This is a genomic window from Siminovitchia fortis (genome assembly GCF_003605365.2).
GTDB lineage: Bacteria > Bacillota > Bacilli > Bacillales > Bacillaceae_C > Siminovitchia > Siminovitchia fortis.
In genome coordinates, this window is record NZ_QYTU02000027.1 from 24,570 (window position 1) to 49,121 (window position 24,552).

General features: G+C 47.8%; 21 protein-coding genes. 5 read left to right on the forward strand and 16 right to left on the reverse strand.

Annotated features, from left to right (window positions below):
* Nucleotides 1–64: 64 nt before the first annotated feature.
* On the forward strand, nt 65–1,930 hold the full coding sequence (locus D4N35_RS12235) for an alkaline phosphatase family protein (protein WP_120074015.1): 1,866 nt from the start codon (nt 65–67) through the stop codon (nt 1,928–1,930).
* Nucleotides 1,931–2,914: 984 nt separating this feature from the next.
* On the opposite strand, the gene nadA is transcribed toward D4N35_RS12235, so the two are convergent.
* The 3 genes from nadA to nadB all read right to left on the reverse strand — a co-directional run bounded on the left by nadA (nt 2,915) and on the right by nadB (nt 6,585).
* The gene (nadA, locus tag D4N35_RS12240; protein ID WP_120074017.1) at nt 2,915–4,021 is read right to left on the reverse strand and encodes a quinolinate synthase NadA; all 1,107 of its coding nucleotides are present in this window, start codon (nt 4,019–4,021) and stop codon (nt 2,915–2,917) included.
* 193 nt (nt 4,022–4,214) lie between these two features.
* Complete coding sequence (gene nadC, locus D4N35_RS12245) at nt 4,215–5,051, reverse strand: carboxylating nicotinate-nucleotide diphosphorylase (RefSeq protein ID WP_120074049.1); 837 nt, start codon at nt 5,049–5,051, stop codon at nt 4,215–4,217.
* The gene (gene nadB / locus D4N35_RS12250; protein WP_120074019.1) at nt 5,020–6,585 is read right to left on the reverse strand and encodes an L-aspartate oxidase; all 1,566 of its coding nucleotides are present in this window, start codon (nt 6,583–6,585) and stop codon (nt 5,020–5,022) included. The genes nadC and nadB overlap by 32 nt, the downstream gene beginning before the upstream one ends.
* A gap of 104 nt (nt 6,586–6,689) precedes the next feature.
* Here nadB and D4N35_RS12255 point away from each other — a divergent pair, with 104 nt between their 5' ends.
* Nucleotides 6,690–7,826 (forward strand): IscS subfamily cysteine desulfurase, encoded by a 1,137-nt coding sequence (locus D4N35_RS12255; protein WP_120074021.1) that lies wholly within the window; start codon nt 6,690–6,692, stop codon nt 7,824–7,826.
* Nucleotides 7,827–8,136: 310 nt separating this feature from the next.
* Here D4N35_RS12255 and yhfH read toward each other — a convergent pair whose 3' ends face one another.
* Nucleotides 8,137–8,265, reverse strand: coding sequence for a protein YhfH (yhfH, locus tag D4N35_RS12260; protein WP_120074025.1), 129 nt, complete (start codon nt 8,263–8,265; stop codon nt 8,137–8,139).
* Nucleotides 8,266–8,479: 214 nt separating this feature from the next.
* Between yhfH and D4N35_RS12265 the strand changes: the two genes are divergently transcribed.
* Nucleotides 8,480–9,505 carry a processed acidic surface protein gene (locus tag D4N35_RS12265; protein ID WP_120074027.1) on the forward strand — a complete coding sequence of 342 codons (1,026 nt, stop codon included), beginning with the start codon at nt 8,480–8,482 and terminating at the stop codon, nt 9,503–9,505.
* Complete coding sequence (gene srtD, locus D4N35_RS12270) at nt 9,505–10,128, forward strand: class D sortase, LPxTATN-specific (RefSeq protein ID WP_120074029.1); 624 nt, start codon at nt 9,505–9,507, stop codon at nt 10,126–10,128. Before D4N35_RS12265 ends, srtD begins: the two co-directional genes overlap by 1 nt.
* Nucleotides 10,129–11,006: 878 nt before the next feature.
* Here srtD and D4N35_RS12275 read toward each other — a convergent pair.
* From D4N35_RS12275 to pxpB, 3 genes are read right to left on the reverse strand one after another with little or no spacing between them, the layout of a single operon-like run.
* Nucleotides 11,007–11,780: a LamB/YcsF family protein gene (locus D4N35_RS12275; RefSeq protein ID WP_120074031.1), complete on the reverse strand. Its 774-nt coding sequence runs from the start codon at nt 11,778–11,780 to the stop codon at nt 11,007–11,009.
* Complete coding sequence (locus D4N35_RS12280) at nt 11,755–12,795, reverse strand: 5-oxoprolinase subunit C family protein (protein ID WP_120074033.1); 1,041 nt, start codon at nt 12,793–12,795, stop codon at nt 11,755–11,757. Before D4N35_RS12280 ends, D4N35_RS12275 begins: the two co-directional genes overlap by 26 nt.
* Nucleotides 12,792–13,505: a 5-oxoprolinase subunit PxpB gene (gene pxpB / locus D4N35_RS12285; protein WP_120074035.1), complete on the reverse strand. Its 714-nt coding sequence runs from the start codon at nt 13,503–13,505 to the stop codon at nt 12,792–12,794. Before pxpB ends, D4N35_RS12280 begins: the two co-directional genes overlap by 4 nt.
* Before the next feature lie 353 nt (nt 13,506–13,858).
* Between pxpB and D4N35_RS12290 the strand changes: the two genes are divergently transcribed.
* Entirely contained in the window at nt 13,859–15,403 is a 1,545-nt protein-coding gene (locus tag D4N35_RS12290) for a glycine betaine uptake BCCT transporter (RefSeq protein ID WP_120074037.1), read from the forward strand.
* A gap of 294 nt (nt 15,404–15,697) precedes the next feature.
* Here the strand turns inward: D4N35_RS12290 and D4N35_RS12295 are convergent, their stop codons facing one another.
* The 9 genes from D4N35_RS12295 to D4N35_RS12335 all read right to left on the reverse strand — a co-directional run.
* Complete coding sequence (locus D4N35_RS12295; protein ID WP_120074038.1) at nt 15,698–16,081, reverse strand: 5-carboxymethyl-2-hydroxymuconate Delta-isomerase; 384 nt, start codon at nt 16,079–16,081, stop codon at nt 15,698–15,700.
* A 19-nt stretch (nt 16,082–16,100) separates the two neighbouring features.
* The gene (locus tag D4N35_RS12300; protein ID WP_120074039.1) at nt 16,101–16,886 is read right to left on the reverse strand and encodes a fumarylacetoacetate hydrolase family protein; all 786 of its coding nucleotides are present in this window, start codon (nt 16,884–16,886) and stop codon (nt 16,101–16,103) included.
* On the reverse strand, nt 16,883–17,677 hold the full coding sequence (locus tag D4N35_RS12305; RefSeq protein WP_120074040.1) for a fumarylacetoacetate hydrolase family protein: 795 nt from the start codon (nt 17,675–17,677) through the stop codon (nt 16,883–16,885). Before D4N35_RS12305 ends, D4N35_RS12300 begins: the two co-directional genes overlap by 4 nt.
* Nucleotides 17,678–18,009: 332 nt before the next feature.
* Nucleotides 18,010–18,468 carry a flavin reductase family protein gene (locus D4N35_RS12310; RefSeq protein WP_120074041.1) on the reverse strand — a complete coding sequence of 153 codons (459 nt, stop codon included), beginning with the start codon at nt 18,466–18,468 and terminating at the stop codon, nt 18,010–18,012.
* Nucleotides 18,469–18,511: 43 nt separating this feature from the next.
* Nucleotides 18,512–19,495, reverse strand: a complete 984-nt coding sequence (gene hpaD / locus D4N35_RS12315) for a 3,4-dihydroxyphenylacetate 2,3-dioxygenase (protein WP_120074042.1) — start codon at nt 19,493–19,495, stop codon at nt 18,512–18,514.
* Between the two features lie 15 nt (nt 19,496–19,510).
* The gene (gene hpaB / locus D4N35_RS12320; protein ID WP_120074043.1) at nt 19,511–20,986 is read right to left on the reverse strand and encodes a 4-hydroxyphenylacetate 3-monooxygenase, oxygenase component; all 1,476 of its coding nucleotides are present in this window, start codon (nt 20,984–20,986) and stop codon (nt 19,511–19,513) included.
* 21 nt (nt 20,987–21,007) lie between these two features.
* A complete protein-coding gene (hpaE, locus tag D4N35_RS12325; RefSeq protein ID WP_120074044.1) occupies nt 21,008–22,528 on the reverse strand; it encodes a 5-carboxymethyl-2-hydroxymuconate semialdehyde dehydrogenase in 1,521 nt (506 codons plus the stop codon).
* 85 nt (nt 22,529–22,613) lie between these two features.
* Complete coding sequence (hpaI, locus tag D4N35_RS12330) at nt 22,614–23,540, reverse strand: 2,4-dihydroxyhept-2-ene-1,7-dioic acid aldolase (protein WP_120074045.1); 927 nt, start codon at nt 23,538–23,540, stop codon at nt 22,614–22,616.
* Nucleotides 23,541–23,706: 166 nt separating this feature from the next.
* On the reverse strand, nt 23,707–24,552 hold an 846-nt coding region (locus tag D4N35_RS12335; RefSeq protein WP_438944417.1), incomplete at its 5' end, for a GntR family transcriptional regulator.

The following is a 24,552-nucleotide window of genomic DNA, read 5'->3' on the forward strand; positions in this document are numbered from 1 at the left end:
AGTTTTCCCTTGAATTTAAAGGGAAATAACATTGTAAAAGCAGCTAAGAGACAGGTGACTTGCCATGAAAATAAGAACGGCTTTTATATTTATTTTTTGTGTGCTGATTTTTCCTTCCATTGCATCAGCAGAAACTCAGGTGGTCATTTCTTTTGACGGGATGCGGCATGATTTTTTGGGGGATTTTATGAAAAATGGGTCGATGCCCCACTTTAAAAAAGTAGCTGAAACAGGAATGTACGCTGAAAAAATAGAAACGGTTTATCCCTCCCTGACCTCAGCTTCCCATGCCGCAATTGCAACAGGGGCATCCCCTTCCAAAACAGGAATGGTGAGCAATGAGATCCACAAGCCGGGCCAAAAATTACCGGACAGGGACAACGCATTTTTTTCTCCGCTTGATGCGGAGCCGATCTGGTCGAAAGCACGAAAAGAAGGAAAAACGACTGCCGCCATCCTGTTTCCCGGCTCAAATCCCAAGTTCGGGAACCAGGCGGATTACGCCATCTATTATGGAAAGACATGGGCGGAAAGTGAACTTGTTCCGATTCATTTTAAGGAGAAAAAAGCGGAGTTTGCGTTAAGTAAAAATTACAAAGTTTATATTCAGGCAGCCGATTCCAACACATTTCATGTTTCATTTGATCCGGACATGAAGAATGCGGAGAAGGTTGCCTTGAACGAATGGGGCTCTCTTTCTTTTTATACAGAAAGCGGGGATTTGGCCGGATTTTCTTTTAAGCTGAAATCTTCCAAGCCGGATTTGTCCGATGCAAAGTTGTACCGGACTGCCGTAACGTCTGCCGAGATTGCCGGCCCCCCGGGATTTAAAAAAGAAATCAACGAGAAGTTCGGATTTTTTCCCGTGCAGGACGATGATATTGCACTTGTGAAAAAATGGATTACACGTAAGGAATATGAAGAAATCTGCGAGCGGTTTGCACAGTGGACGACAGATGTATCGCTGTATATTAAAGAGAAATACAGCCCGGATTTACTATTTTTTTACTATCCGCAAGTCGACCATGAATCCCACAAATATTTGCTTGCAGATCCGCGCCAGCCGGGTTATTCGGAGGAACGGTCCAGGCAGTATATGGGTTATATCCACTGGTCATACCGTTTGGCCGATGACATGCTTGGGCAGATTCTTCCTAAGCTGGGTGCAAAGGACCGCCTTTTCCTCGTTTCCGACCACGGCATGGAGCCGGTGCATTCGAAGCTGTCGCCCAATGAGGAGCTGAAGAAGTCAGGACTCCTCGTGCAGGACAGGGACGGGAAAGTGGACGTTTCGAAATCGAAGGCTTTTGCCGTATCGAGCGGCTCCATTGCGCATGTATATATCAACTTGCGCGGCCGCGAAAAAGGCGGGATTGTCGGAAAAGATGAATATGAAGCGGTGCGGCGGGAAGTTGTTGATGTTTTTAAAAAAGCGGAAGTTGAAAAAAAGCATTTCCCACTTCAGGATTATGTATTTTATGGGTTTGCCGCATGGTGGGACAAGATTGTTCATGAGAAAGGAAATGTTACTGGCGCAGCCGGATCTGTGAAGAAGGCCGTCAGCCTGGCGAGTGAAGAAAAAATCAGACCGTATCAGGACGTGCTTTTGCGCGGCCGGACAGCTGCAGTCAATCATGAAAACGCAGGGGACGTCATTTTAGTGGCAAAAAAGGGCTACTATATGGCTCAGGACGAAGGAAATGAAGTCATGATGCCTGATGAACTTGGAAACCATGGCGGCGACCCATCAAGACCGGAATTGTTTCCAATTTTCATTGCAGCGGGTGATGGAATTTCTGCGGGTACAATCGAAACGCCCGTTTCAACACTGGATATCGCTCCAACGCTTTACGAACTGCTCGGCGTCAGGCAGCCGGATTTTGTGGAAGGGAAGGCGATCCGGGAGTTGAGCGTGTCGGAAGATGGATAAGATTTAGTCCGGTTTACGAACGACTGGCAGAAGGCCCGGTATTTTAATGCCGGGATGAATGCCAGTAGCATAGATTTAAAAAAGAAATCGTCCCTTGCATTTATTTTTTAAATATTATATTATTAATACAGAACGTGAGTTCGAAGTATAACCTTTGTCGTGATGAAACCCACGAAAGATAGGCATATCTCCTGTCGTGAGACAGTGGGTGCAAATGTCTATTGGTGTTGTGTAGGTCAAACACCGGATGCGTACGTTAAGTTGTGAGAGCCGACCGCAAGGGAAGCCTCGAGCGAGTCCCCTCGTTCGACAGAACGATTTGTGCGCGAACGTCGTGTGGAAAAGCTCCAGTCCGCAGCCAGAACCTCATCCGGAAAGGGAAAAGCACAAAGTACACACGCGCCATTGCGATTTGTCGCAATGGAACCGTGACCCTTTAGGGTCCGGGAACCTCCCCATTTTAATGGGGAGAGGTTTCAGTTTGATTTTAAGGGCAATGCCATACACAAAAATGCCCTTTAAGCAGCTGATTGCTTAGAGGGCTTTTTGCTCCTGCTCATTTTGGGCTTTGAATGAACCCTGTTAGGCAGCACTTTTAATTTCTCGTATTGCGAGCAGTGGATTTGCCTTTCTTTTGTTTTTGCTCATCCGGCCGTTTGCCATTCCCATTTCTCGGTTCTCTGTGTGCTTCTGAGTCTTTCACCATGCTATTCCCTCCGATATCGCTTCAGGTTTCTGCTGCATTCGGTATTATCATGGCCGAAATATGTTCGATTATTCTTGTGACAGCAAATGCGGAGGGTGGCTTAAAAAGGCTCTATAAAATGAATTTGAAATTTATTACATAATCATTTAATCGGAGCGGCACGCCATTGACCGCGCAGGTGCTTTTTCAGCGTTAACGGGCGTTGGATCGGCCCTTGATACACGTCAATTTTCTATACGAAAATGAAAAAACGCCCTCAGGCGTTTTTCCAACTGAACTTATGAAAGTTCCAACATGCGATCCAGCGCCAGCTTTGCAAATTTTGCGGTTTTATCATCTACTTTGATCACGTTGTGCTCCCCGCCTTCTTCGATCGTTTCTAGACACCAAACGAGGTGCGGCAAGTCGATCCGGTTCATTGTCAAACACGGGCACATATGCGGATTCAACGAAATGATATGTTTGTCCGGATGATCCTTGATCAGGCGGTTCACCAGATTCATTTCTGTTCCGATCGCCCAGGCCGACCCCGGTTCCGCATTTTCAATCACATTGATAATAAAGCTTGTCGACCCATTCAAATCCGAAAGAGCCACGACTTCACGCGAGCATTCCGGATGGACGAGCACTTTCATTTCAGGATATTCATTCCGGACATCTTCGATATTTTTTACAGTAAAATTCTCATGAACGGAGCAATGCCCCTTCCAAAGCAGGACTTTTATTGTCTCAACAGGCCCGTCGAACTCCAATTCATCGGTGATTGGGTTCCAGACGGCCATTTCATCCAAGCCCACGCCTAAATTGTACGCAGTGTTGCGCCCGAGGTGCTGATCCGGTAAAAACAGGATTCTTTCCTTTTGCCCGAACGCCCAGCGGACCATATCTTCAGCGTTGGACGAAGTGACGGTTGCGCCGCCATTTTCGCCGACGAACGACTTGATCGCAGCGGTCGAATTGACGTAAGTGAGCGGCAGAATCGTGTCTCCGAATATGGCAGTCAGCTTCTCCCACGCGCGTTCAGTCTGATAAATGTCGGCCATGTCCGCCATTGAACAGCCCGCCCGCATGTCCGGCAAATACACTTTTTGATCCTTTGCCGTCAAGATATCCGCGGTCTCTGCCATAAAATGGACGCCGCAAAAAACGATGTGCTCCGCTTCTTCATTCTTTTCGCAAAGCTGTGCGAGCTGCAGCGAATCGCCGGCAGCATCGGCGAATTGGATAATTTCATCTTTTTGGTAGTGATGTCCGGGAATATACAGCTTGCTTCCAAGTGCGGCCTTCACGGCGCGCACCCTCCCCTCCAATTCCTCCGCTGACATGTTGCGGTACTTTTCAGGCAGCACATTCGTCTGCTTTTCCAACGTTTGAAAAATAGTCATACCCCTATATCCTCCTTTAGCGGGCAGGCTTGTGCCCAGCGTTTTTTGATAATAAAAACCGGATAGGAAAGTGGTCCCGAATTTTGAATAGTGTTTATGAATTCTTAAGAGTATTTTCCGATAGCCGGAAGTTTCCGAAGAGTATTTTCAAAAGCCCGTATACAGGTAAGGCATCCGAGACTCCTTCTTCCGCTCAATCCCCCACCTTCACCTTCGCGCTTATATCCAGCGCAGAAACGGAGTGAGTCAAGAATCCCAGTGAAATATAATCGACGCCGGTATCCCCATAGGAAGCAAGATTATCCATCGTGATCCCGCCTGATGCCTCTGTGACAATTCCTTCCGGAACCAGTTCGATCCACTCCCGGATTTCCTCCGGCGTCCTGTTGTCGAACATGATGACGTCGGCTTTGGCGGCTGCGGCTTCGAGCACCATTTCCTTCGTCTCGGTTTCGACTTCGATTTTGACCATATGGCCCGCCTTTTCCCGAACGGCTGCAACCGCATTGGCGATCGACCCTGCGAAGGCGATGTGGTTGTCTTTCAGCATCGCCCCATCGTACAGGCCGTAGCGGTGGTTCTGCCCGCCTCCGCATCGGACGGCGTATTTTTCAAGCATCCGCAAACCAGGCGTTGTTTTCCTTGTATCACAAATTTTCGTATGGTCACTGTTCAGAACCTCAACCGCTTGGCGCGTTTTTGTCGCAATGCCGCTCATCCTTTGCACGAGGTTCAGAATGACGCGCTCTCCTTTTAACAGGCTTGCCACCGGCCCCCGCACTTTCGCAAGCAGCTGTCCTGCCGCGATATTTTCTCCGTCACGGACAAAGACTTCACACCGCAGCTCCGGATCTAGGATGGAGTATCCCGTCCTGATGATCTCTTCCCCGCAGAATATTCCGCTTTCTTTTGCGATAAAATTGACTTCACCACACTGCCCGTCCCCAAATATTTGGCTGGTTACGTCACGGTCTCCGACATCTTCAAGGAAAAATTGTTCAAGTTGCAACCGCAGTTTCAATTTGTTCATTTTGATCATTCCTTTTTTGGATGATTTGCCTGCCCATCCAATCGTGATTTTTTTCACAAGGGTGGTCGCTGCGAAAGTGTCCTCCCCTGCTTTCTGTTCTTTTGAGTGCTGAATCCGTAATCAGCCATGATGTGATAAGCATGAACGCCCGCGTCATTTCTTCAAAGTTCAAATGCCCCAGGTCCGCGTTCAGCCATTCTTCTAATTGAAAGCTTTCCAGCCATCGCTTTTGTTTGAGTAAACCTTCTTCAGACCGGACAATCCCTGTATTCTCCATCATGGTTCGTTTGATATCCTTGATTTCCGGCAGTCGAATACAGCCGGATAGAGGACGCCTGATTTCCGTAAATTCGATGCCCACCTCATCCCGTCTGCCCTCATTGATCCATTCGGACAATTTTTTTCCCATAAAAAGTCCTTCAAGCAGCGAGTTGCTTGCCAATCGGTTCGCTCCGTGCAAGCCTGTGCAGGCAGCCTCACCGATTGCATACAACCCTTTGATGCTTGTCCGCCCGATGAGGTCGGTTTTCACACCGCCCATTAAAAAGTGGCTTCCCGGCGCAACGGGGATCCGGCTTTTCCACTCCACGTGATTTTTTTCACACAAAGCGGTAATCGTCGGGAACCGCTCAGCAAAATTTTTAATGGCCGATACGTCCAAATAAATGGATGTTCCTTCACGTAAATAATCGTAGATTTTTTGGGCGACGATATGCCGCGGCGCCAGGTCTCCCATCGGGTGGACGCCTTCCATGATCGGTACTCCCGCCTCGGTAACGAGCCTTCCGCCATCTCCGCGGACGGCTTCTGAAATCAAACCGTGCGTTTTTCCATTCAAATAAAGCAGGGTTGGGTGAAATTGGACAAATTCCATGTCGGCGATTTCCGCCCCCGCTTTGTAAGCAAGCGCAATGCCATCGCCCGTCACGGTTTCGGCATTGGATGTGTGGCTGTAAAGCTGGCCGCAGCCTCCTGTAGCCAAAACAACGTGGTTAGCAAAAAACGATTCGATGTTTCCATCTGCGTTTTTTCCTTTGGCCCCGATGCAGCGGCCGCTGGAATCTATGATTAAATCAAATACAAACGTATTTTCAAAGATTGTACATTTACCGGCAGCAGCAGACGCAAGATGTTCCATAATCCGCCGGCCTGTCGCATCCCCGCCTCCATGGACGATCCGATTTTCACTGTGCGCACCTTCCATTCCAAGCAGAAGTCCGCCCTGTTCATCTGTGTCGAACCGGCAGCCTTCTTCCGAAAGCTCTTCGATCAGATCCGGTGCTTCCTTTGTCACCGCCAGCACGGCGGCGCGGTCATTATGGAATCCGCCGGCTTCCAGCGTATCGGCAAAGTGGCTGTCGGGATGATCATTTTTCCCGATGGCAGCGGCAATCCCTCCCTGCGCCAGATTGGAATTTCCATTCTTCAAAAAAGACTTTGTGATAATTATCACATTCTTATCATCACGAAGGCGCTTCGCCAATTGCAATGCAGCCACACCGCTTCCGATTATAAGAACATCCGCTTTTGTCATCACATGCCTCCGTATATTTACAGGTGTCTTGACACTTATATTTACATAGAATTAGACTTATGACAAGAGTTTTTTACAAAATTCATAGAAAGCAGGTTTGCCAGGTGAAATATTTCGATTATTCAGCTTCCTGCCCGCTCGATCGGGAAGCGGCGGAAGTGTATGTAAAAGCGGCATCTTCTTACTACGGAAATTCGAGCAGCCTCCATGATGCCGGGGATCAGGCAAATGAGCTTTTGGAATACAGCCGGGCCCAGTTCGCACGCTTTTTCGGTGTATCGAAGGACGGGGTATTTTTTACAGGCAGCGGATCCGAAGGCAATTTTTTGGCCATTCAAACATTATTGTCTGGCAAGGTAAAAAGAGGAAAGCACATCATCACCGGAATGGCTGAACATTCCTCCGTTTTAAATACAATGGAAAAATTGCAGAAGGCAGGCTGGGATATCACGATGCTTCCTTTTGCTCCGGACGGGCGGATTGATGTGAGCGCATTCGGGAATGCTGTCCGCCATAATACGGTTTTGGCAAGCATCCAGCATGCCAACCCGGAAATCGGAACGCTGCAGCCGATTGAAGAAATAAGCCGAATCTGCAGGGAAAACGATATTCTTTTTCACAGTGACTGCGTCCAGTCTTTCGGTAAGGTGGATTTGACTGCGGTCGCCCGTTCCGTTGACAGCCTGACAATTTCCGGCCATAAATTTTACGGGCCAAAAGGAGTTGGAGCCGTTTATCTGAATCCTGCCTTGCGATGGGATCCCTATGTTCCAAGTACAACGCACGAAGGAGGATTCCGGCCGGGAACGGTGAACGTACCAGGGATTGCCGCCATGGCAGCGGCAGCGGAAAAAGCTGTGAGCAGATTGGAAATTGACAGCAAGCATTACCACGAGCTGCGAGGAGAATTTTTAAAATCGCTTGAGCCCGTCAAGGCAAAGTGCACGGTCTATGAGGCGGACCTTCCATCCACGATCGGCATGAGAGTGGCGGGCCTTGAAGGGCAGTTGGTCATGAACGAAGCAAACCAGCGCGGATTTGCCATCTCGACCGGAAGCGCCTGCCAGGTGAGCCTGCAGGCACCATCGAAGACAATGATTGCACTTGGAGTTGAAGTGAAAGCAGCGAAGGAATTCATCAGAATTACGCTTGGCCGGGAAACGGAAATGGAGGATGTCCGGCAGCTTGGGGAAGTACTTGTAAAAATTGTTGAGGAAAATTTGCAGGGGACGTTTGAATGAATATGTACAGAAACCGCGGGTTTATGATCCGGGTGCTCGGGTTTATGTTCCGAGACAGGACGGATATGATCCGAGAGACGGGGCGGATATAAGCTGGGAGTTCGGTTTTATGATCGAAATGAACTGGGGCTTTCGGGTTTGCGATCCGTTCCTTCGGCACTATGACCCGGAGCCAATCTGTTATATATCACACCAGCAGCTTTCGGCCCAGCCGAAAGCTTCTTCTTTTTTACACAAAAATAATCTGCTCTGTCTCAACCGGAAACAGGCAGATTATGGAGGGTTTCCAAATAGTTTTTCCAATTTTTCATTACTCCTCTGCTTTGCTTAGGCAGCGCTCACACTCGTTGAAATAGCACTCGTGCATTTCATGCATTTCTTCTCCGCATTGGCAGCATTGTTTGGCAGGAATGTTTCTGTAAAATTCGATTGGCAACATCTTAAATGGCCTCCTTTTTTGTTATTAAACACATTGTAGTATAACAGATTAATAATGTCAACATCTGTTATATACCTGTTTTATATATATTTAATTCATTTTGAAAATAAATGTGCCAAAAAAAAAGCGAAAATATGATAAAAAAAGCTCTATTCACAGGACAAGATTTCGACTATAATTATGTTGATATTTAACAATTTAAGGGGGAGTCTCATTGAAGCGTTTGTTGCCTGCAGTGCTTGCGGCAGTCCTTGCCATCTGGGCGCTGCCATTATCCGCTTTTGCGGCGGTGGATCCGAAAGATCCAGAGTTTCAAAAATATTTAGAAAGAATTGGAATGTCTGAGGAAGATTTTGTTACATATTTTGAGGATGTCCATGATTTCACGCTTGAAGATTTCGATTCTGTTAAAGAAATAAAAGATTACTTGGGCGACCCAATAAATAAAGAAAACCTGAACGCCCTGCTTGCCGACTACGGCATGACAAAGAAAGAATTGGAGCAGCTTCTTGCGGAAAACGGAATGTCTTTGGGTGATTTTGTTTTTATTGATGATTTAGAGGCTGAGATCTTGTATTTGGCTTTTGACTCAATCGATGAAGACGCGATCATTGAAGCCCTTGCCGGATTTGGCCTGACTAATGACGAAATGCAAAAATTGGAAGCTCACTTGGAAAAAGTTCTTGAAAATTCTGATCAGGAAGCATTTTTAGCCAAACTGTTAAACTTGGGGGACCGCTTGATGTCCTTCCCGGAATTTGACAGCGCATCTGAGCTTACACCAGGCCAGATCGCAGAGCTGCTCAGCATTTGGGACGAGCTCTTGGACCTTCTACAATTAAAAGTAGATTACTATTTAGTAAAAGACGGCATTGAAACGCCTATTTCTCTATCAGCATTAATTCAAATGGATACAATCAACGGTGCTGACTTGCTCATAAAAATTTATTCCAAAGATGGCCAATTCCTTGCCGACCTGCTGATTACAAAAGAAATGTTTGGCTCTGATCTTTTGAATAATGCCGGACAAAAAATAAACAAGGTGGAAACGGCAACCAAAGCTTCCGCCAAAAAGCCGGTTGCCAAAACAGTCAAGGGTAAAAAGCCTGTTGTCAAAACCGTTAATGGCGGAAAACTTCCAAACACAGCGGGAGGCTACCTTCCTCAGACAGCTGCCGGACTTGCGTTTATTATCTTAGGTGCCTTCTTATTCCGTAAATTCAAAGCTAAAGGTGCATGATGAAACGTTTCATTCTTCTTGCAGCGGCAGTTGGATTGATTGGGTTTGGTACTTGGCTTGCCGGGACGAATGCCTTTAAATTTTTGACGGGGTATATGATTTTTACCGTGAATAAAGCCAGTTCAGAACCTGCACCCGTCAAACAAGAAGAAGCACCTCCTGTAAAAGTGAAACGGGATACAAAAACGGTCGTTTATGAAGAACGCCCTGAAGAAGGCGAAATCATCGGCGATTTGATCATCCCCAAGCTGGACGCCACATTGCCGATTTATCATGGAACAGATGAAGACGAACTGGAAAAGGGTGTCGGCCATTATGCTGGCAGCGTCCTTCCCGGAGAAAAAGATAATTCGGTCCTTTCCGGCCACCGGGATACAGTCTTCAGAAGGCTCGGCGAAGTGGGAAAAGGTGATTTATTGATCGTCACCACGTCTAAGGGTGAATTCACGTATAAAATTCGGAAAGTCCGAATTGTGGATGCAGACGACCGGACAGTCATCGTTCCGAAGCCTCGCGCCACCTTGACCGTCACCACATGCTATCCGTTCCGCTATATTGGCGATGCGCCGGACCGCTACATTTTGGTCGGCGATTTGATCGAAAGCAAAAAATATGAAGAATGACAAGCCGCGCCAGTTGGTGCGGCTTTTTTTTGAGATGGGACATGGCGGAGGTTGTTATACGGAATGGGGGCGATTATAAGAGAGTTGGAGCGTTTATAAGAGAGTTGGAGCGTTTATAAGAGAGTTGGAGCGCTTATAAGAGAGTTGGAGCGCTTATAAGAGAGTTGGAGCGCTTATAAGAGAGTTGGAGCGCTTATAAGAGAGTTGGAGCGCTTATAAGAGAGTTGGAGCGCTTATAAGAGAGTTGGAGCGCTTATAAGAGAGTTGGAGCGCTTATAAGAGAGTTGGAGCGCTTATAAGAGAGTTGGAGCGCTTATAAGAGAGTTGGAGCGCTTATAAGAGAGTTGGAGCGCTTATAAGAGAGTTGGAGCGCTTATAAGAGAGTTGGAGCGCTTATAAGAGAGTTGGAGCGCTTATAAGAGAGTTGGAGCGCTTATAAGAGAGTTGGAGCGCTTATAAGAGAGTTGGAGCGCTTATAAGAGAGTTGGAGCGCTTATAAGAGAGTTGGAGCGCTTATAAGAGAGTTGGAGCGCTTATAAGAGAGTTGGAGCGCTTATAAGAGAGTTGGAGCGCTTATAAGAGAGTTGGAGCGCTTATAAGAGAGTTGGAGCGCTTATAAGAGAGTTGGAGCGCTTATAAGAGAGTTGGAGCGCTTATAAGAGAGTTGGAGCGCTTATAAGAGAGTTGGAGCGCTTATAAGAGAGTTGGAGCGCTTATAAGAGAGTTGGAGCGCTTATAAGAGAGTTGGAGCGCTTATAAGAGAGTTGGAGCGCTTATAAGAGAGTTGGAGCGCTTATAAGAGAGTTGGAGCAGCCGGCGGAAGGATTCTCCTTCCCGGCTGCTCCAACTCTCCCAAATAGAAGGCAAAAACCCGGTTCCTACCTCCCTAAAAACTTCCCAATCGGCTCCACCTGAATTCCTGCCTTCTTCAAGGCTTCAGGGATAGCCCGGGCAAATTCCAGGGCACTCTCCCCATCTCCATGAATGCAGACGGTTTCCGCCTGGATGGAAATATCCTTCCCCTGTACTGTCTTCACCTTATTCTCTTTGACCATCCGGATCACTTGTCCTGCCGCCGGTTCATGATCGGTGATTAAGGCATTTTTTTTAAGTCTGGGAGTGAGTGTGCCATCAAGCTGGTAGGTCCGGTCGGAAAAAACTTCGTTTGCGGTCCTGAGCCCTATTCTCTTTCCGGCCTTGACGAGTTCCGCTCCCGCCAATCCGAAAAGGATCAATTCCGGATCAACTTTGTATACGGCTTCGGCGATGGCTTCAGCAAGTGCCGCATCTTTGGCTGCCATGTTGAATAAAGCGCCGTGGGGTTTGACGTGCTGCAGCTTGCCTCCTTCGGATTTGACGAACGCCTGCAATGCACCGGTCTGGTAGACTACTAGATCATAGGCTTCCTCGGGGGAAATGTTGATTTCCCTGCGCCCGAATCCCTGCAGGTCCGGCAGCCCCGGATGGGCCCCGATTGCCACGTTTTTCCCCAATGCTTTCCTCACGGTTCTTTTTATTGTTGACGGGTCTCCTGCATGGAACCCGCAGGCGATGTTGGCGGATGTGATATAGTCCAGAAGCAGATCGTCGTTTCCAACGACAAAGCGTCCGAAGCTTTCGCCCATGTCACAGTTGAGGTCCACTTTGTACATTCATTTTTCCTCCCGGTTTATTTTTAAAAAAAATTCCCCGTTTCACTTGCTCTATGAGCTTTTCTCTCTCAATATATAAGACTTGCGCTTCTTGGGGGCTGATTTCAGTAAAAGAGATTCGTTCCCCCGGCTTTGTCTGTGCAACAACCGACAGATCGACCGATGCAATTTGCCCGATTTTCGGGTATCCTCCAACGGTTTGGCGGTCTGCCATCAAAATGATTGGTCTCCCGTCAGGAGGAACCTGGATCGACCCGAAGTTGATGGCATCGGAGATCATGTCCCGCTGCTGCTTGAGATTCAAAGGCCGTCCCTCCAACCGATAGCCCATTCTGTCAGATTGAGCAGTCACTTCATATTCTTTTTGATAAAAATCGATCTGGCTTTTTGCGTCAAACCAATGAAACTGCGGACCTTTGATCGCCCGGATTGCCGCAGGCCGTTTCATAGAGGGATAAATATCTCGAGCGACGCACCAGCTGCTTGCGGTAAAGGGCCTGCCGTCATTTCTCCCTGTTAACGCATTTATTAGTTTTTCTGAGACGTTGGAAAGCGGTCCAAATGGAATTTTATCACCAGCCTGCAAAGCGCGCCCCAGATACCCTCCAAGGCCGGCACGCAAATAGGTTGACTTGCTTCCCATCACAGCCTGTACGTCAAGTCCGCCAGCAACGGCCAAATAGGCCCTGCAGCCTTGTTTCGCATATCCAAAGGCCAATTTTGCCCCTTTTTTTATAAAAACAGGACGCCACATAGGCACAGGCTCACCATTTGCCAAAGGATTCAGATCACCGCCGCAAATGGAGATCAGGGCATCTGTTTCAAACTGTATAACCGGCCCCGACAAAGTCATTTCAAGCGTGGCTTCGCTTTCCGGGTTGCCAACAAGTACATTCGCCAGCCGGCAAGCGAGCGGATCCATCGCCCCGCTTACGATAACGCCATATTTTTGGAATCCGGTTCTCCCCAAATCTTGAATTGTATCCAGCAGTCCGGGCTTCAAAATTCGAATCATAACTGCGAATTCCTCCGATGATGGTACTCTTCTGCGCTGATTGGATTGAACTTGATCCTGTCCCCTGCCTGCAGCAATGAAGGCTCCTCTTTTTCAGGCTGAAAAAGGCCGAGCGGCGTTCTGCCGATCAGCTGCCAGCCGCCCGGTGTTTCAATAGGGTAGATACCAGTTTGGCTGCCGGCAATTCCCAACGATCCGGAAGGGATTTTCTGTCTTGGCGTGGCTCGTCTTGGAGCGGCAATTTTTTCGGACATTCCGCCCAAGAATGGGAAACCCGGCGCAAATCCGATCATATAAACAAGATATTCTCTGCTTGAATGAATATGGATGACTTCTTCTGGAGTCAGACCGTTATGTTTTGCGACAAATGGCAAATCCGGGCCGAACTCGCCGCCATAGCAGATTGGAATCTCAACGTTTCTTTGCTTGTTTTTAGTATCTGTCGAACAGGCGGATAAAATTTCTCCTATTTTTTTGGAGACCGTTTCATATGGAAGCTCATGTTCTTTTGCCAGCTTGGCTGCTTGATAAGGATCATAATACAAGGTGACGGCTGTAAAAGTCGGCACATATTCTATTTGCCATTCCTCATTGTTTTCATCCAAAAGGCGGCTAACTGTTTGAACCTTCCGCTGTGTCTCTTCATTGATTTCAGTACTCAGTTCTATGACCACCGCGTTATCTCCGAGCATGTGCAGTTTGTAATCCATGTCTTCACCTCAATGAATTGTCCGGGTTCCAAACACTCAATTTCAGTGGGAGCAACTTAATGTGCAGGTGCCGGGCACCTTGATGGCTTTATTTTATCATATTAAAGCGGATTGAGGATTTCAGATTGCGTCGGAGGGGCCAGGCCCCTGCTACTTTAAAGCATTAATAGGGGTCTGTCCCCCGACGCTTTAAAGCGCTAATACTTTAATTTGGTGGGGGACAGGCCCCTTGTTCAAATTGATTCGATTTCACTAGCTTTTTTTAACAATCCATGGGTATGATAATTTATGACAATTTTTTTAACGTCGTGTCAAATGTTTGAATCCCACGGTTAACATTGTTATGGTAAGGCATGTTGGTCTCCATTTCAGGAAGGAGAGAATTTGTTTTGCGGAGTAAAGTCTCAAGTGTTTTTTGGGTATCGGCTGCCATCTTGATGGTTGCTGTTGTTTTCGGTGTTGCCGCACCTAACCGATTTGAAGCGGCTACATCCAATATAGAGTCTTTGGTCACTTCAGGTTTCGGATGGTATTATTTGATTTTAGTCACGGTCGTTGTTGCATTCTGTCTTTTTCTTATCTTTAGCCCAGTTGGATCGATAAAACTGGGAAAGCAGGATGATCAACCCGAATTTTCCAAACCGACATGGTTCGCCATGCTGTTTTCCGCGGGCATGGGAATCGGTCTTGTCTTCTGGGGAGCGGCCGAACCGATTTCCCATTATGCGATCAATCCTCCCACTGCCGATCCCGGTACGGATGCCGCAATCAAAGAATCCATGCGTTTCACATTCTTTCATTGGGGGATCCATGCCTGGTCCGTCTATGCTTTGGTCGGCCTGTGCCTCGCCTATTTCAATTTCCGTAAAGACCGGCCTGGTCTGATCAGTGCAACACTAAGTCCCTTGCTGGGAAAATATGCGAACAGCAGGCTTGCGATGCTCGTTGACATCATCGCTGTTGTTGCGACCGTTGTCGGCGTGGCGACAACCCTTGGTTTTGGGGCAGTACAAATCAACGGAGGGCTTGCCTATCTATTCGGAATCCCAAACAATTTCGCTGTCCAATTGATCATTATTGTGATCGTGACAGCTTTATTTGTCATGTCGGCCTGGTCTGGCCTCAGTAAAGGGATCAAATATTTAAGCAATACGAATATGATACTGGCGGTTATATTAACTGCGCTCGTTTTCATACTGGGCCCAAGCCTGCTCATCCTGAATCTGTTTACGGACACGATCGGAACTTATGTGCAAAATATTATTGCAATGAGTTTCAGAATTGCGCCGCTTGACCCAGGACACCGGGAATGGATCAATAGTTGGACGATCTTTTATTGGGCCTGGTGGATTTCGTGGTCGCCGTTCGTCGGCCTCTTTATTGCCCGCGTTTCCAAAGGAAGGACAATACGTGAATTCATGATCGGCGTCTTGCTCCTCCCTGTCATCGTCAGCTTTATTTGGTTTGCCGTCTTTGGAACAACGGCTATTGACGTTCAGATGTCCGGTGCTGCCGATCTGACAAAATACGCAACGGAGGAAGTGCTTTTTGCCGTCTTTAATGAAATGCCGTTTTCGACGGTTCTTTCAGTGATTGCCGTCATCTTGATCGGAATATTTTTTATCACCTCTGCAGATTCAGCCACATTTGTGCTCGGAATGCAGACGTCATACGGCTCCTTGACGCCGCCTAACAGTATAAAAGTGGTGTGGGGCTTCTTCCTTGCGGCGATGGCTTCCATTCTTCTATTCAGCGGCGGTCTGCAGGCATTACAAAACGCGCTGATCATTGCGGCATTCCCCTTTTCAATCATCATGATATTAATGATGATTTCCATCTACAAGATGCTTCGCCAAGAACGGAGAGAATTGGGCCTTCACAGGAAAAGAAGGGCTTAATGCGAAGCCCGGATTTTTCTTTTAATCATTGTGAGTTGCAGGAGCCTGCTGCCAGACAGCAAGCTCCTGCAGCTCTTTTTTTGGTTGTAAAATGATGACAGGGGGCCTAGTGCAGGACGCTGATCCTGCCAACGGAAGGGAGATCCTAATGCCGACAAAGCCACAGGACGTTGCGGCCTGAGGCGGCCAGGCGCCCGGGAGGCCGGGATGTGAGATGGCTTTTTTGAAATGGAGCGCTTATAAGAGAGTTGGAGCGCAGGCCGCCGTCCCGGCAGCCTGCGCTCCAACTCGTTCTTATTTTTTGTATCGCTTGTGAATGTTATTCTGTTTGTAAGTCGGCCTTGTAAATTCTTCCACTTCCATTGACAATGCGAGGTATCTTTTTTCAAATAAGTCGGCGAAGTGCTCTTTCACGACTTCAAACAGTTTGTCGCACGCCGCCGTCAGCTGCTCTTCTGAACGGCCGCCGCCGATTTTCAGCGCGACATGAACGAATGCATCATCTTCCGATCCGTCGGCGACGACATAATCTTGCAGTTCGATGGCACGGGAGCGAATTCCCGCGATTGGAAAGACGCCGCCGCTGTCGATGAGCGACGCGTTGATTTTTTTCAGCAGGCCGCCGATTTCGGCTTCCTCTTTAATGTTATCCGTGTATTCAACGATGACATGAGGCATCTGCGATCCACCTCCTTATTTATTTGGCTGCACTTTTTTCAGGGCTGCTTTTTATGGAAAAAACTTCATCTCCAACGATCGTATTTTTTAACTGGCCAAGCCCTTCGACTTCCGTGATGACTTCATCTCCTGGAACGACGTCCACCGTTCCTTTCGGTGTTCCAGTTAAAATGATGTCATTTTCATCCAGTGTCATGAAGCTGCTCAAGTATTCAATCAGGTAAGGAACGTCGAAAATCATATCCTTTGTTGTCCCTTCCTGTTTCAGTTCGCCGTTCACATAGGTGCGGAGTTTCAGATTCATCGGATCTTTTATATCAGCAGCATCCACAAACCACGGTCCGAGCGGTGTACATGTGTCGCGGTTTTTCACCCGGAGGTTCGGCCGATAGTAATTTTCCAGATAATCCCGAAGTGCGTAGTCGTTCGCGATTGTGTAACCCTTGACGTAATCATAGGCATCTTCGCGCTTCACATTCTTTGCTTTTTTCCCGATTATAACTGCCAGCTCGCACTCATAGTGCATGTATGTAACGTCTGCCGGCCGCCGTGTCTGCGCATTGTGGCCAATAAATGTATTCGGCCCTTTTAAAAAGACCAATGGCTCTTCAGGCGCTTTAAAAGCAAGCTCGCCTGCGTGGTCAGAATAATTCAATGCGAGAACGAATGTAGTTCTCGGTTCGATGGGAGGAAGCCATACGACTTCATCTTCGGAAACGATCCGGCCGTCCAAAAGTTCAATTTTTCCATCCTTTTCAACAGCATCGTGCACCGCGCCAAAGCAAGCTACCCGTGCCTGTTTCATGATGCATGACCTCCTTCAGCCAGCTTTTCCTCGGAAACGACTTTGTTCACCAAAGCTCCGATTCCGTCAATCTCAATACGGATTTCATCTCCGTCTTTTACGTGCGGCGACTGCTCGGGAACTCCGGCAAGTAATACGTCGCCTTTTCGAAGAGTCATAAATTCGGTTACATCTTCAAGCAAGACCGGAATCGAACGGATCAGGTTCTTCGTATTATTTACCTGCTTTAATTCCCCGTTGATGTAAACTCGGGTTTCCAACTCCCCCGGGTCCGTCACGTCGTCCTGGGAAACGATCCACGGCCCGATCGGACAGAATCCGTCGCGCGCTTTTTGCTTGATCGCAGGGCGGTAATAGCTTTCATGCGGAATGCTGACGTCATTTGCAATCGTATAGCCCTCGATGTATTTATACGCGTCCTCCGCTTTAATGTGGGTCGCAGTTTTTCCAACCACAACCGCAAGCGCGGCACCGGCCTCCAGCTCTTTTTCCCCTTCCGGCAGCGGAATGGGCTGATTGCATCCTGATAATGTATTGGCAGGCTTGATATATAAAATTGGAGCTTTCGGCGGTTGCTTATAAGGTGCCTCATTGAATTGCTCTTTCAATTCATCGTATTTCCCCTGATAGTTCAACAGCACGCCGTAAACCGTTCCTTTCACCGGCGGATTCCAGGAAACATCTGAAACAGGCTGCTTTTGTCCGTGCAGTTCAACTGTTGCATCATTCGTATTTGCCTGGACCTCATCCCAAACGCCGAGCCCATGAAGGCTCGCTTTTACATGACTCATATTCTCACTCCTTATTTTCTTCGCGGAAATTAGCTGGCTTGGACGGCTCCATGCCATCACACAAGAGTCGCTCGCTGGTATTTTCCCTTATCCGCGGGTGCTTCCGATTTCATCCGCGGGTATTTCCCTTTATCCGCTGGTATTTTCCGTTATCCACGGGTATTTCCGATTATCCGCGGGTGTTTCCGGTTTTCCGCGGGTATTTCTGCTTGCCCTAGCTCAGCTGGACCTTTGTCCCTTTTAGAGGCTGGCTTCTGCAACTTATCCACTTCGCCCCGACAGAAACATCCCGTCCGCCTTCCAACAAATCATGAAGACGGGCGGGATCCCTTTTAAACGACTTTTCTATATTTACCTTCGAAGAATCCGAGCGCCTCACCATCTGTGACACGGAGATCGGTCACTTCACCGATGTATAGTGTGTGGTCTCCTGCAATCACGGATTCATGGACGTTGCACGTCAGGTTGACAAGGGCATCCTTGATGACCGGCAGTTCGTTGAACGTATCGAACTCTATGTTTCTTTCTTCTTTGACCTGGCCGGCAAAGTAAGCGGAGAGATCCTGCTGGCCCTCATTCAGCACGCTGACGGCGAATTTGCCGGATTCTTTGATGAGTTTGTTCATGTTCGCTTTTTCTCCGATGGAAATGAGGACGAGCTTCGGGTTCAGGGATACCGACATGAATGCGTTGGCCGTCATGCCGTGCACGTTTTCCCCTACTTTCGTTGTAATCACTGTCACTCCCGTTGCGAATTTTCCCATGGCTGTTCTAAACAGGCGATCTTCCATTCGACTCTCCCCCTTTTGTAAAAATTTCCCTTATCCCTAAATTTTATATCACAAATTCAGGCTTGCGCTTCGCAAGTTTCGGCTGCTTCAATGGCACTTCCTTGCCGCTGATGACATCCAGGACAACAGATGCTTCGTTGAACCAGCTGTCCGGTGCTTCGTGGCCCCAGAATGTCTGGCGCATCGGGTCGTCGATATCCCAGCGGATCGGCTTGAAGTCCGGGTCGCTTGTCAAATAGTCGCCGCTGTACAATTCGAGGCGGTGTCCGTCCGGATCTCTCAAATAGAGGAAAAATGCGTTGGACAACCCGTGGCGTCCAGGCCCTCTTTCGATGCTCTTTCCATATCCTGAAGCTGCCAGGACATCGCACGCATGGATCAATGCGAGCGGATCAGGAAGCCAGAATCCGATATGGTGCAAGCGCGGCCCTTCGCCATTCATGAACGCCTGGTCATGGACAGTCTGCTTGCGGTGAAGCCATGTTGCCCATACATCGCCCTCTTTTGTATCCGTATACTCCGAGCAGGCGAAGCCCAGATCTTTCATGTAGAAATCCTGCGCTTTTTCCACATCTTCCACCATACAGTTGAAATGGTCGATTCTTTGGATGCGCGCTCCCCTGTACAAGTCATAGCGCTGCAGCAACCGCTCTACATGATCCATTTTTGCAAAGAATTCCAGGGGCAGGCCCGAAACATCCTGCACACGTAGTGCACGCCCGAGGGCACGCTGCTCCCCTTCTTTCAACCATTTTGTCTGATATCCTTTTGCTGTAAAAAATTCATCCAGCGCATCCAGGTCAGCATCTGATGCCACCTTATAGCCAAGCGCTTCCACAACCGGCTTCTCCGCTTTTTTCAAGTGGATGCTGTGATGGTTATGCTCTTCGAGTCCTCTCAAATATAAATTCTCTGAATCTGATTCTGTTTCAATAAAACCGAGTGTATCAACGTAAAATTTTCTTGAAGCTTCCAGGTCAGTCACATGTAAAACTGTGCGTGCGCAGCGAATGATATTAAAATCCATCAGAATTTTACCCCCTTATGCTTTTATAAAATCCGGCTTGGATGATGGTTCTTTTTTAAGAAACTCAGAAACGAAATCTTTATATTTGTCTTTTTCGTATCCGTTGAAATAAGTCATGCCCATGCGGATCGGATCTCCAAAGAAGTAGTATTCGTAATGCGCCTGTCTTGCTCCGAAAGCGCTTAATGTCATATCCCATGCCAATCTGAACAGTTGGACACGCTCGTAGCCGTTCAGGTTTTTGCCTTGGAGTCCGCGGTCAAGGATCGCTCCGATGTCTTCATTTTCAAAGTCAGCCTGTGTCGGAATGCCCATCAGGCCGGATGCACCAAGGATACGTACAATTTCAACAAGGCGCGGATAGATGCGCGGGTACCAGTTGCGTGCTGCGTCAAGTGCCGCAAAGTCAGGTGTCATCATGCCCCATTTGTCAATTTGTGCGTTGTGCTCCGCTTTGTACATGTGGGAACGCATTGTTTCAAGCACCAGCATGATTTCGGCGCCTTTATCCTGTACATGCTGGAATTGGTCGATTCCGATAGCATCCATGATGCTGAGTGCGACACCTAGGATGAACTCTGTTTTCACGATATTTTTAGCAACAACCTGATGTGACATATGGACAACCGCGTTTGTTTCTTTAAAAGTCCTGTTGCAAAGGCTGGCGTTTCCGCAGACAAATACGCGCTCCCAAGGAACAAAGACGTTATCGAAAGATACGATGGCATCGCCTTCTTCAAAGCGGGAGGCAAGCGGGTGATCCCAGGTTGACTTGCCATAGTCGAATGCTTCACGGCTGAGGAATTTCAATCCTTCCGTGTTGTTCGGAATGGCAAAAGCAAGTGAGTATGGATCGTCCTTTGTATCGGATTTATTGACCGTAGACGGGAAGACAATCAACTCATCGGTGATGCCGCCCTGCGTTGCCAGCAAACGGACACCGTCAACGATGATTCCGTCGCTTCTTTTTTCCACAAGGTGAAGGGCCACGTTTGCATCTTTCTGCTCCGCCTGTGCTTTCGCACGGTTCACTTGCGGATGAATAAGCGTATGTGTCAAGCTCAGGTCGTTTTCACGTGCATATTCGTAATATTTTCTAGCGTTTTCAGCAAAACTAGGATCTGCTTCCGCGAAGAAGTCTGCTGCTGCACCGGTCGCCATCACTTCAGCGTTCATGTAATCCGGCGCGCGTCCCATCATGCCGCCTGATGTGCGTGCCCATTCCTGGATCGCTTCACGGCGTGCAATCAAATCATCGATGGTTTCAGGGATTTTATAAGTCATCCCGACTTTATCCCCGGTTGTCGGAGATGTATAGAGCATCTTTTCAGGCTTTTCATATTGAAGATCGTACAAGCGCGCCATGGAGCGTGTGACACCTTTGAAGGCAGGGTGCTCCGTGACATCGTCGACTCTCTCTCCATGAATGTAAACATTGTTGTTCGCTTTCTTTAATCGTTCTAAATACTCTTTTCCTGTTTTTGCCGGCATTTATATTCACTCTCCTTATAATCACTTTCCGAACTGCGGAATATGGTGGTCGCCGATCGCGACGTGAATGACTTTTGGTTCCGTATAAAATTCAAGGATGGCGTAATGCCCGCCTTCGCGCCCGATGCCGCTCGCTTTCGTCCCGCCGAACGGAATTCTGAGGTCGCGCACATTTTGGGCATTGATCCAAAGCATTCCTGCATCAACCGCCTGTGCGACGCGGTGTCCCCGTTTGATGTCGTTTGTCCAGACATAGCCTGCCAGGCCGTATTTCACATCGTTTGCTGCCTGAATGACCTCTTCTTCCGTTTCAAACTCAATGACTGCCATGACCGGTCCGAAAATTTCTTCCTGCGCGACTCTCATATCATTTGCCGCATTTAAAAGCAGCGTTGGAGGTACATAGTTTCCAGCTTTGAATTTCTCAGGAACCATACCCTGGATCACTTCGCATCCTTCTTCTTTGGCGATCTCGATATAGCCTTTTACTTTTTCAAAGTGGCCTTTGTCAATGAGCGGCCCCAATTGGGTGGAAGAATCCATCGGGTCTCCGACTTTAATGTTTTGAACCCTTTGTTTCAACGCTTCGACGAATTTCTCTTTGATGTTTTTGTGTAAAAATACTCTGGAGTTCGCTGTGCAGCGTTCGCCGTTAAAGGAGAACAATCCCCATACGGCCGCATCAAGCGCGCGGTCGAAATCAGCATCGTCAAACACGATCAACGGTGATTTTCCGCCAAGTTCCATGGAAGTCTTTTTCAACGTATCAGCTGAATTTTTAATGATGACGGATCCTGTCACGGTTTCACCTGTGAAGGAAATCGCTTCCACTGAAGGGTGGGCTACAAGTGAAGCTCCTGCTGTCTCCCCGAATCCGTGAACGATGTTGAATACGCCTTCAGGAAGCTCCGCTTTTTGAATAATTTCAGCCAGTTTATTCGCCGTAAGCGGTGAAAGCTCCGCAGGTTTTAAAACAACGGTGTTGCCGGTTGCAAGCGCCGGTGCGACTTTCCATGTCGTCAGCATGAACGGTGCGTTCCATGGCGTGATCAATCCGACAACGCCAAGCGGGTTGTATACGGTGTAGTTAACGAACTCGCTGTTTTGCATGTAAGCTTCCCCGTGCATTCTTGTCTGCACCATGCGGGAATAGAAACGGAAATTCTCCGCAGCGCGCGCCGCCATGTTCCTTGTCTGTGCAATTGGAAGTCCTGTATCAAGGGATTCAAGATATGAAAGCTCCTCGGCCTCTTCATCGATCAAATCTGCGATTCTTTCAATATATTTCATGCGCTCGGAAACTTTCATTTTACCCCAAGGGCCTTCTTTAAACGCTTTATTGGCCGCTTGGGCAGCTTTATCGATATCTTCTTTTCTTCCCTCTGCCACACGGTTGATTGTTTCGTTTGTGAATGGGCTCGGGTTATCGAAGTAGACTCCGCTTTCGGATTCTGTGAATTGGCCATTGATAAATAGCTTTACATCGGGTTGCCGGGTGTGTTCGCGCACCTTTGCCTGTTCTGCTGTTTTTTGTGCCAACATAGTCACCTTCCTTAAAGATTCTCGTTTCAGGGAGAGCGGGTTTGCAAAACCCGCCGCAATTCTTTTTGTCTGAAAGTATATGAAATTAGCTCTTTACTTCGTCTTTCAGTTCGATTCCATAGTTTATAAGCACTTCACGAAGTTCTTTTTGCAAAGCTTCAGATGGAATATCCATCGGTTTGCGCAATACCGGCTTGATTTTGCCCATCATGCCAAGAGCCGCTTTTGCCACTGAAGGGTTTGTGTCTTTAAAAAGAATGTCGTTCAGTTCCATCATTTCAAAGTGCATGTCTTGTGCACGTTTTACATCACCACGTGCCCATGCGTTGTAGATTTCGGCAACCGGTGCCGGCGCGACGTTGGATGTGGCGCTGATGTGGCCGGCTCCGCCAATCGCAAGCATCGGATAGCAAAGAAGCTCGATTCCCGAATACAGGTTGAAGTCGCGGCCGGCTTTTAACAAGACGCGGTTCACATGTTCGAAGTCTTTATTAGATTCCTTGATTCCGATAATGTTCGGGCAGTCCTCGGCAAGGCGTGCAATCGTTTCCACTTCAAGGTTGACTGCTGTCCTTCCGGGGATGTTATAGAGGATGATCGGAATGTCAACTGCATCGGCGATTGTTTTAAAATGTTTGTAAAGCGCGTGCTGGTTCGGCCTGTTGTAATAAGGCACAATGACCATCGCCCCGTCCGCACCCATTTCCTGGGCAGCTTTCGTCAATCTCATCGCTTCGTTATGATTGACGGATCCTGTTCCAGGGAGAAACGGCACTCGGCCTGCGACCGCTTTCTTCGCAGTCTCCATGACAAGCTCCCTTTCTTCGACCGTCAAGGAACTGGGCTCACCGCTTGTTCCGGTAACAGAAATTCCGTGGCTTCCGCTTTCAATCTGCCAATCAATCAATTTTTTAAACGTTTCCAAATCAAGGCTTTCATCTTCATTAAAAGGCGTGATAACCGGAGCAATGGACCCTCTGAACCTTTCTTTTGCTTCTTTAAAAGATGGCATATTCAAGTCCTCCTATATAAAATTATTTTAAATGCTGATTAATTTTCTGAACAATTAAATCATATACGATTACATATATCATGTCAAACACTTTTTAAAAAGAACAATAGAAATCGCTTACATTTTCTTTTTAAAAACAAGAAACAGACTTCACGCGTACTGTTTCTCAACTTTCCAACGTATTTTCCATTCTCATGGAACGGCGTCTTTCAAAATCTTCCGCTGTGCGTAGTTTATGCGTGCGAACCAATTCCTCGACCGTTTGCGGATCCGCTTTTTTCTCAAGCAAAGAGATGATTTCTTCATGTTCCTTGATCGATTCCTTCACCCTTCCGGAATACAGCGTAGATCCGATTCCCCTGATGGAGTCCAGGCGTTTCCATAAGTTCCGGATATTTTCGATCAAAACCTTGTTTGTGCTCTCCTCGTATATGAGCTGGTGAAACTCTGCGTTCAGTTTGGCATACCCGATGATATCGAAATCTTCCAAAGCCTCCTTCATCTGTTTGTTTTTTTCTTTCAGCTTCATGATCTTGGCAGCCGGGAAATTTTGCGAGCAGGATGCCACTGCATACCCCTCAAGGACTGCAAGAACCTGGAGATTCTCGTAATACTCAGACTCATTGATCGGCGCCACAACCGGCCCGATATTGTGCTTGTATTCGATCAGCCCCTCTGCTTCTAGCTGGCGGATCGCTTCCCTTATCGGGATGGAGCTCGTCTGCAATTCCCTTGCCAGCTGATCAATCACAATCCTTTGGCCGGGTACATAAACCTTTTCTACAATCCTTGACTTAATAATCCTATAGGCTCTTTGTTGTTTATTCTCTTTCTTCATCATGCTTCTATCATATGTAAAATCATATATGAAGTCAAGGGGAAGTGAGAGGGCGCTTAGTTTCGGGCGGAGGAACGCTCTGATTTCATTCATATCGCAGTCTGCTGTCAATGGACGCCGCGGTTGGACAAAGAAAAATGGAAATAGCTGTATATGGTAATCTAAAAATGAACC

Coding starts and splice junctions, on each gene's coding strand:
- D4N35_RS12235 (WP_120074015.1), top strand. CDS start 65: ATGAAAATAAGAACGGCTTTTATATTTATTTTTTGTGTGCTGATTTTT.
- nadA (WP_120074017.1), bottom strand. CDS start 4,021: ATGACTATTTTTCAAACGTTGGAAAAGCAGACGAATGTGCTGCCTGAA.
- nadC (WP_120074049.1), bottom strand. CDS start 5,051: ATGAACAAATTGAAACTGCGGTTGCAACTTGAACAATTTTTCCTTGAA.
- nadB (WP_120074019.1), bottom strand. CDS start 6,585: ATGACAAAAGCGGATGTTCTTATAATCGGAAGCGGTGTGGCTGCATTG.
- yhfH (WP_120074025.1), bottom strand. CDS start 8,265: ATGTTGCCAATCGAATTTTACAGAAACATTCCTGCCAAACAATGCTGC.
- srtD (WP_120074029.1), top strand. CDS start 9,505: ATGAAACGTTTCATTCTTCTTGCAGCGGCAGTTGGATTGATTGGGTTT.
- D4N35_RS12275 (WP_120074031.1), bottom strand. CDS start 11,780: ATGTACAAAGTGGACCTCAACTGTGACATGGGCGAAAGCTTCGGACGC.
- D4N35_RS12280 (WP_120074033.1), bottom strand. CDS start 12,795: ATGATTCGAATTTTGAAGCCCGGACTGCTGGATACAATTCAAGATTTG.
- pxpB (WP_120074035.1), bottom strand. CDS start 13,505: ATGGATTACAAACTGCACATGCTCGGAGATAACGCGGTGGTCATAGAA.
- D4N35_RS12290 (WP_120074037.1), top strand. CDS start 13,859: ATGTTGGTCTCCATTTCAGGAAGGAGAGAATTTGTTTTGCGGAGTAAA.
- D4N35_RS12295 (WP_120074038.1), bottom strand. CDS start 16,081: ATGCCTCATGTCATCGTTGAATACACGGATAACATTAAAGAGGAAGCC.
- D4N35_RS12300 (WP_120074039.1), bottom strand. CDS start 16,886: ATGAAACAGGCACGGGTAGCTTGCTTTGGCGCGGTGCACGATGCTGTT.
- D4N35_RS12305 (WP_120074040.1), bottom strand. CDS start 17,677: ATGAGTCATGTAAAAGCGAGCCTTCATGGGCTCGGCGTTTGGGATGAG.
- D4N35_RS12310 (WP_120074041.1), bottom strand. CDS start 18,468: ATGGAAGATCGCCTGTTTAGAACAGCCATGGGAAAATTCGCAACGGGA.
- hpaD (WP_120074042.1), bottom strand. CDS start 19,495: ATGGATTTTAATATCATTCGCTGCGCACGCACAGTTTTACATGTGACT.
- hpaB (WP_120074043.1), bottom strand. CDS start 20,986: ATGCCGGCAAAAACAGGAAAAGAGTATTTAGAACGATTAAAGAAAGCG.
- hpaE (WP_120074044.1), bottom strand. CDS start 22,528: ATGTTGGCACAAAAAACAGCAGAACAGGCAAAGGTGCGCGAACACACC.
- hpaI (WP_120074045.1), bottom strand. CDS start 23,540: ATGCCATCTTTTAAAGAAGCAAAAGAAAGGTTCAGAGGGTCCATTGCT.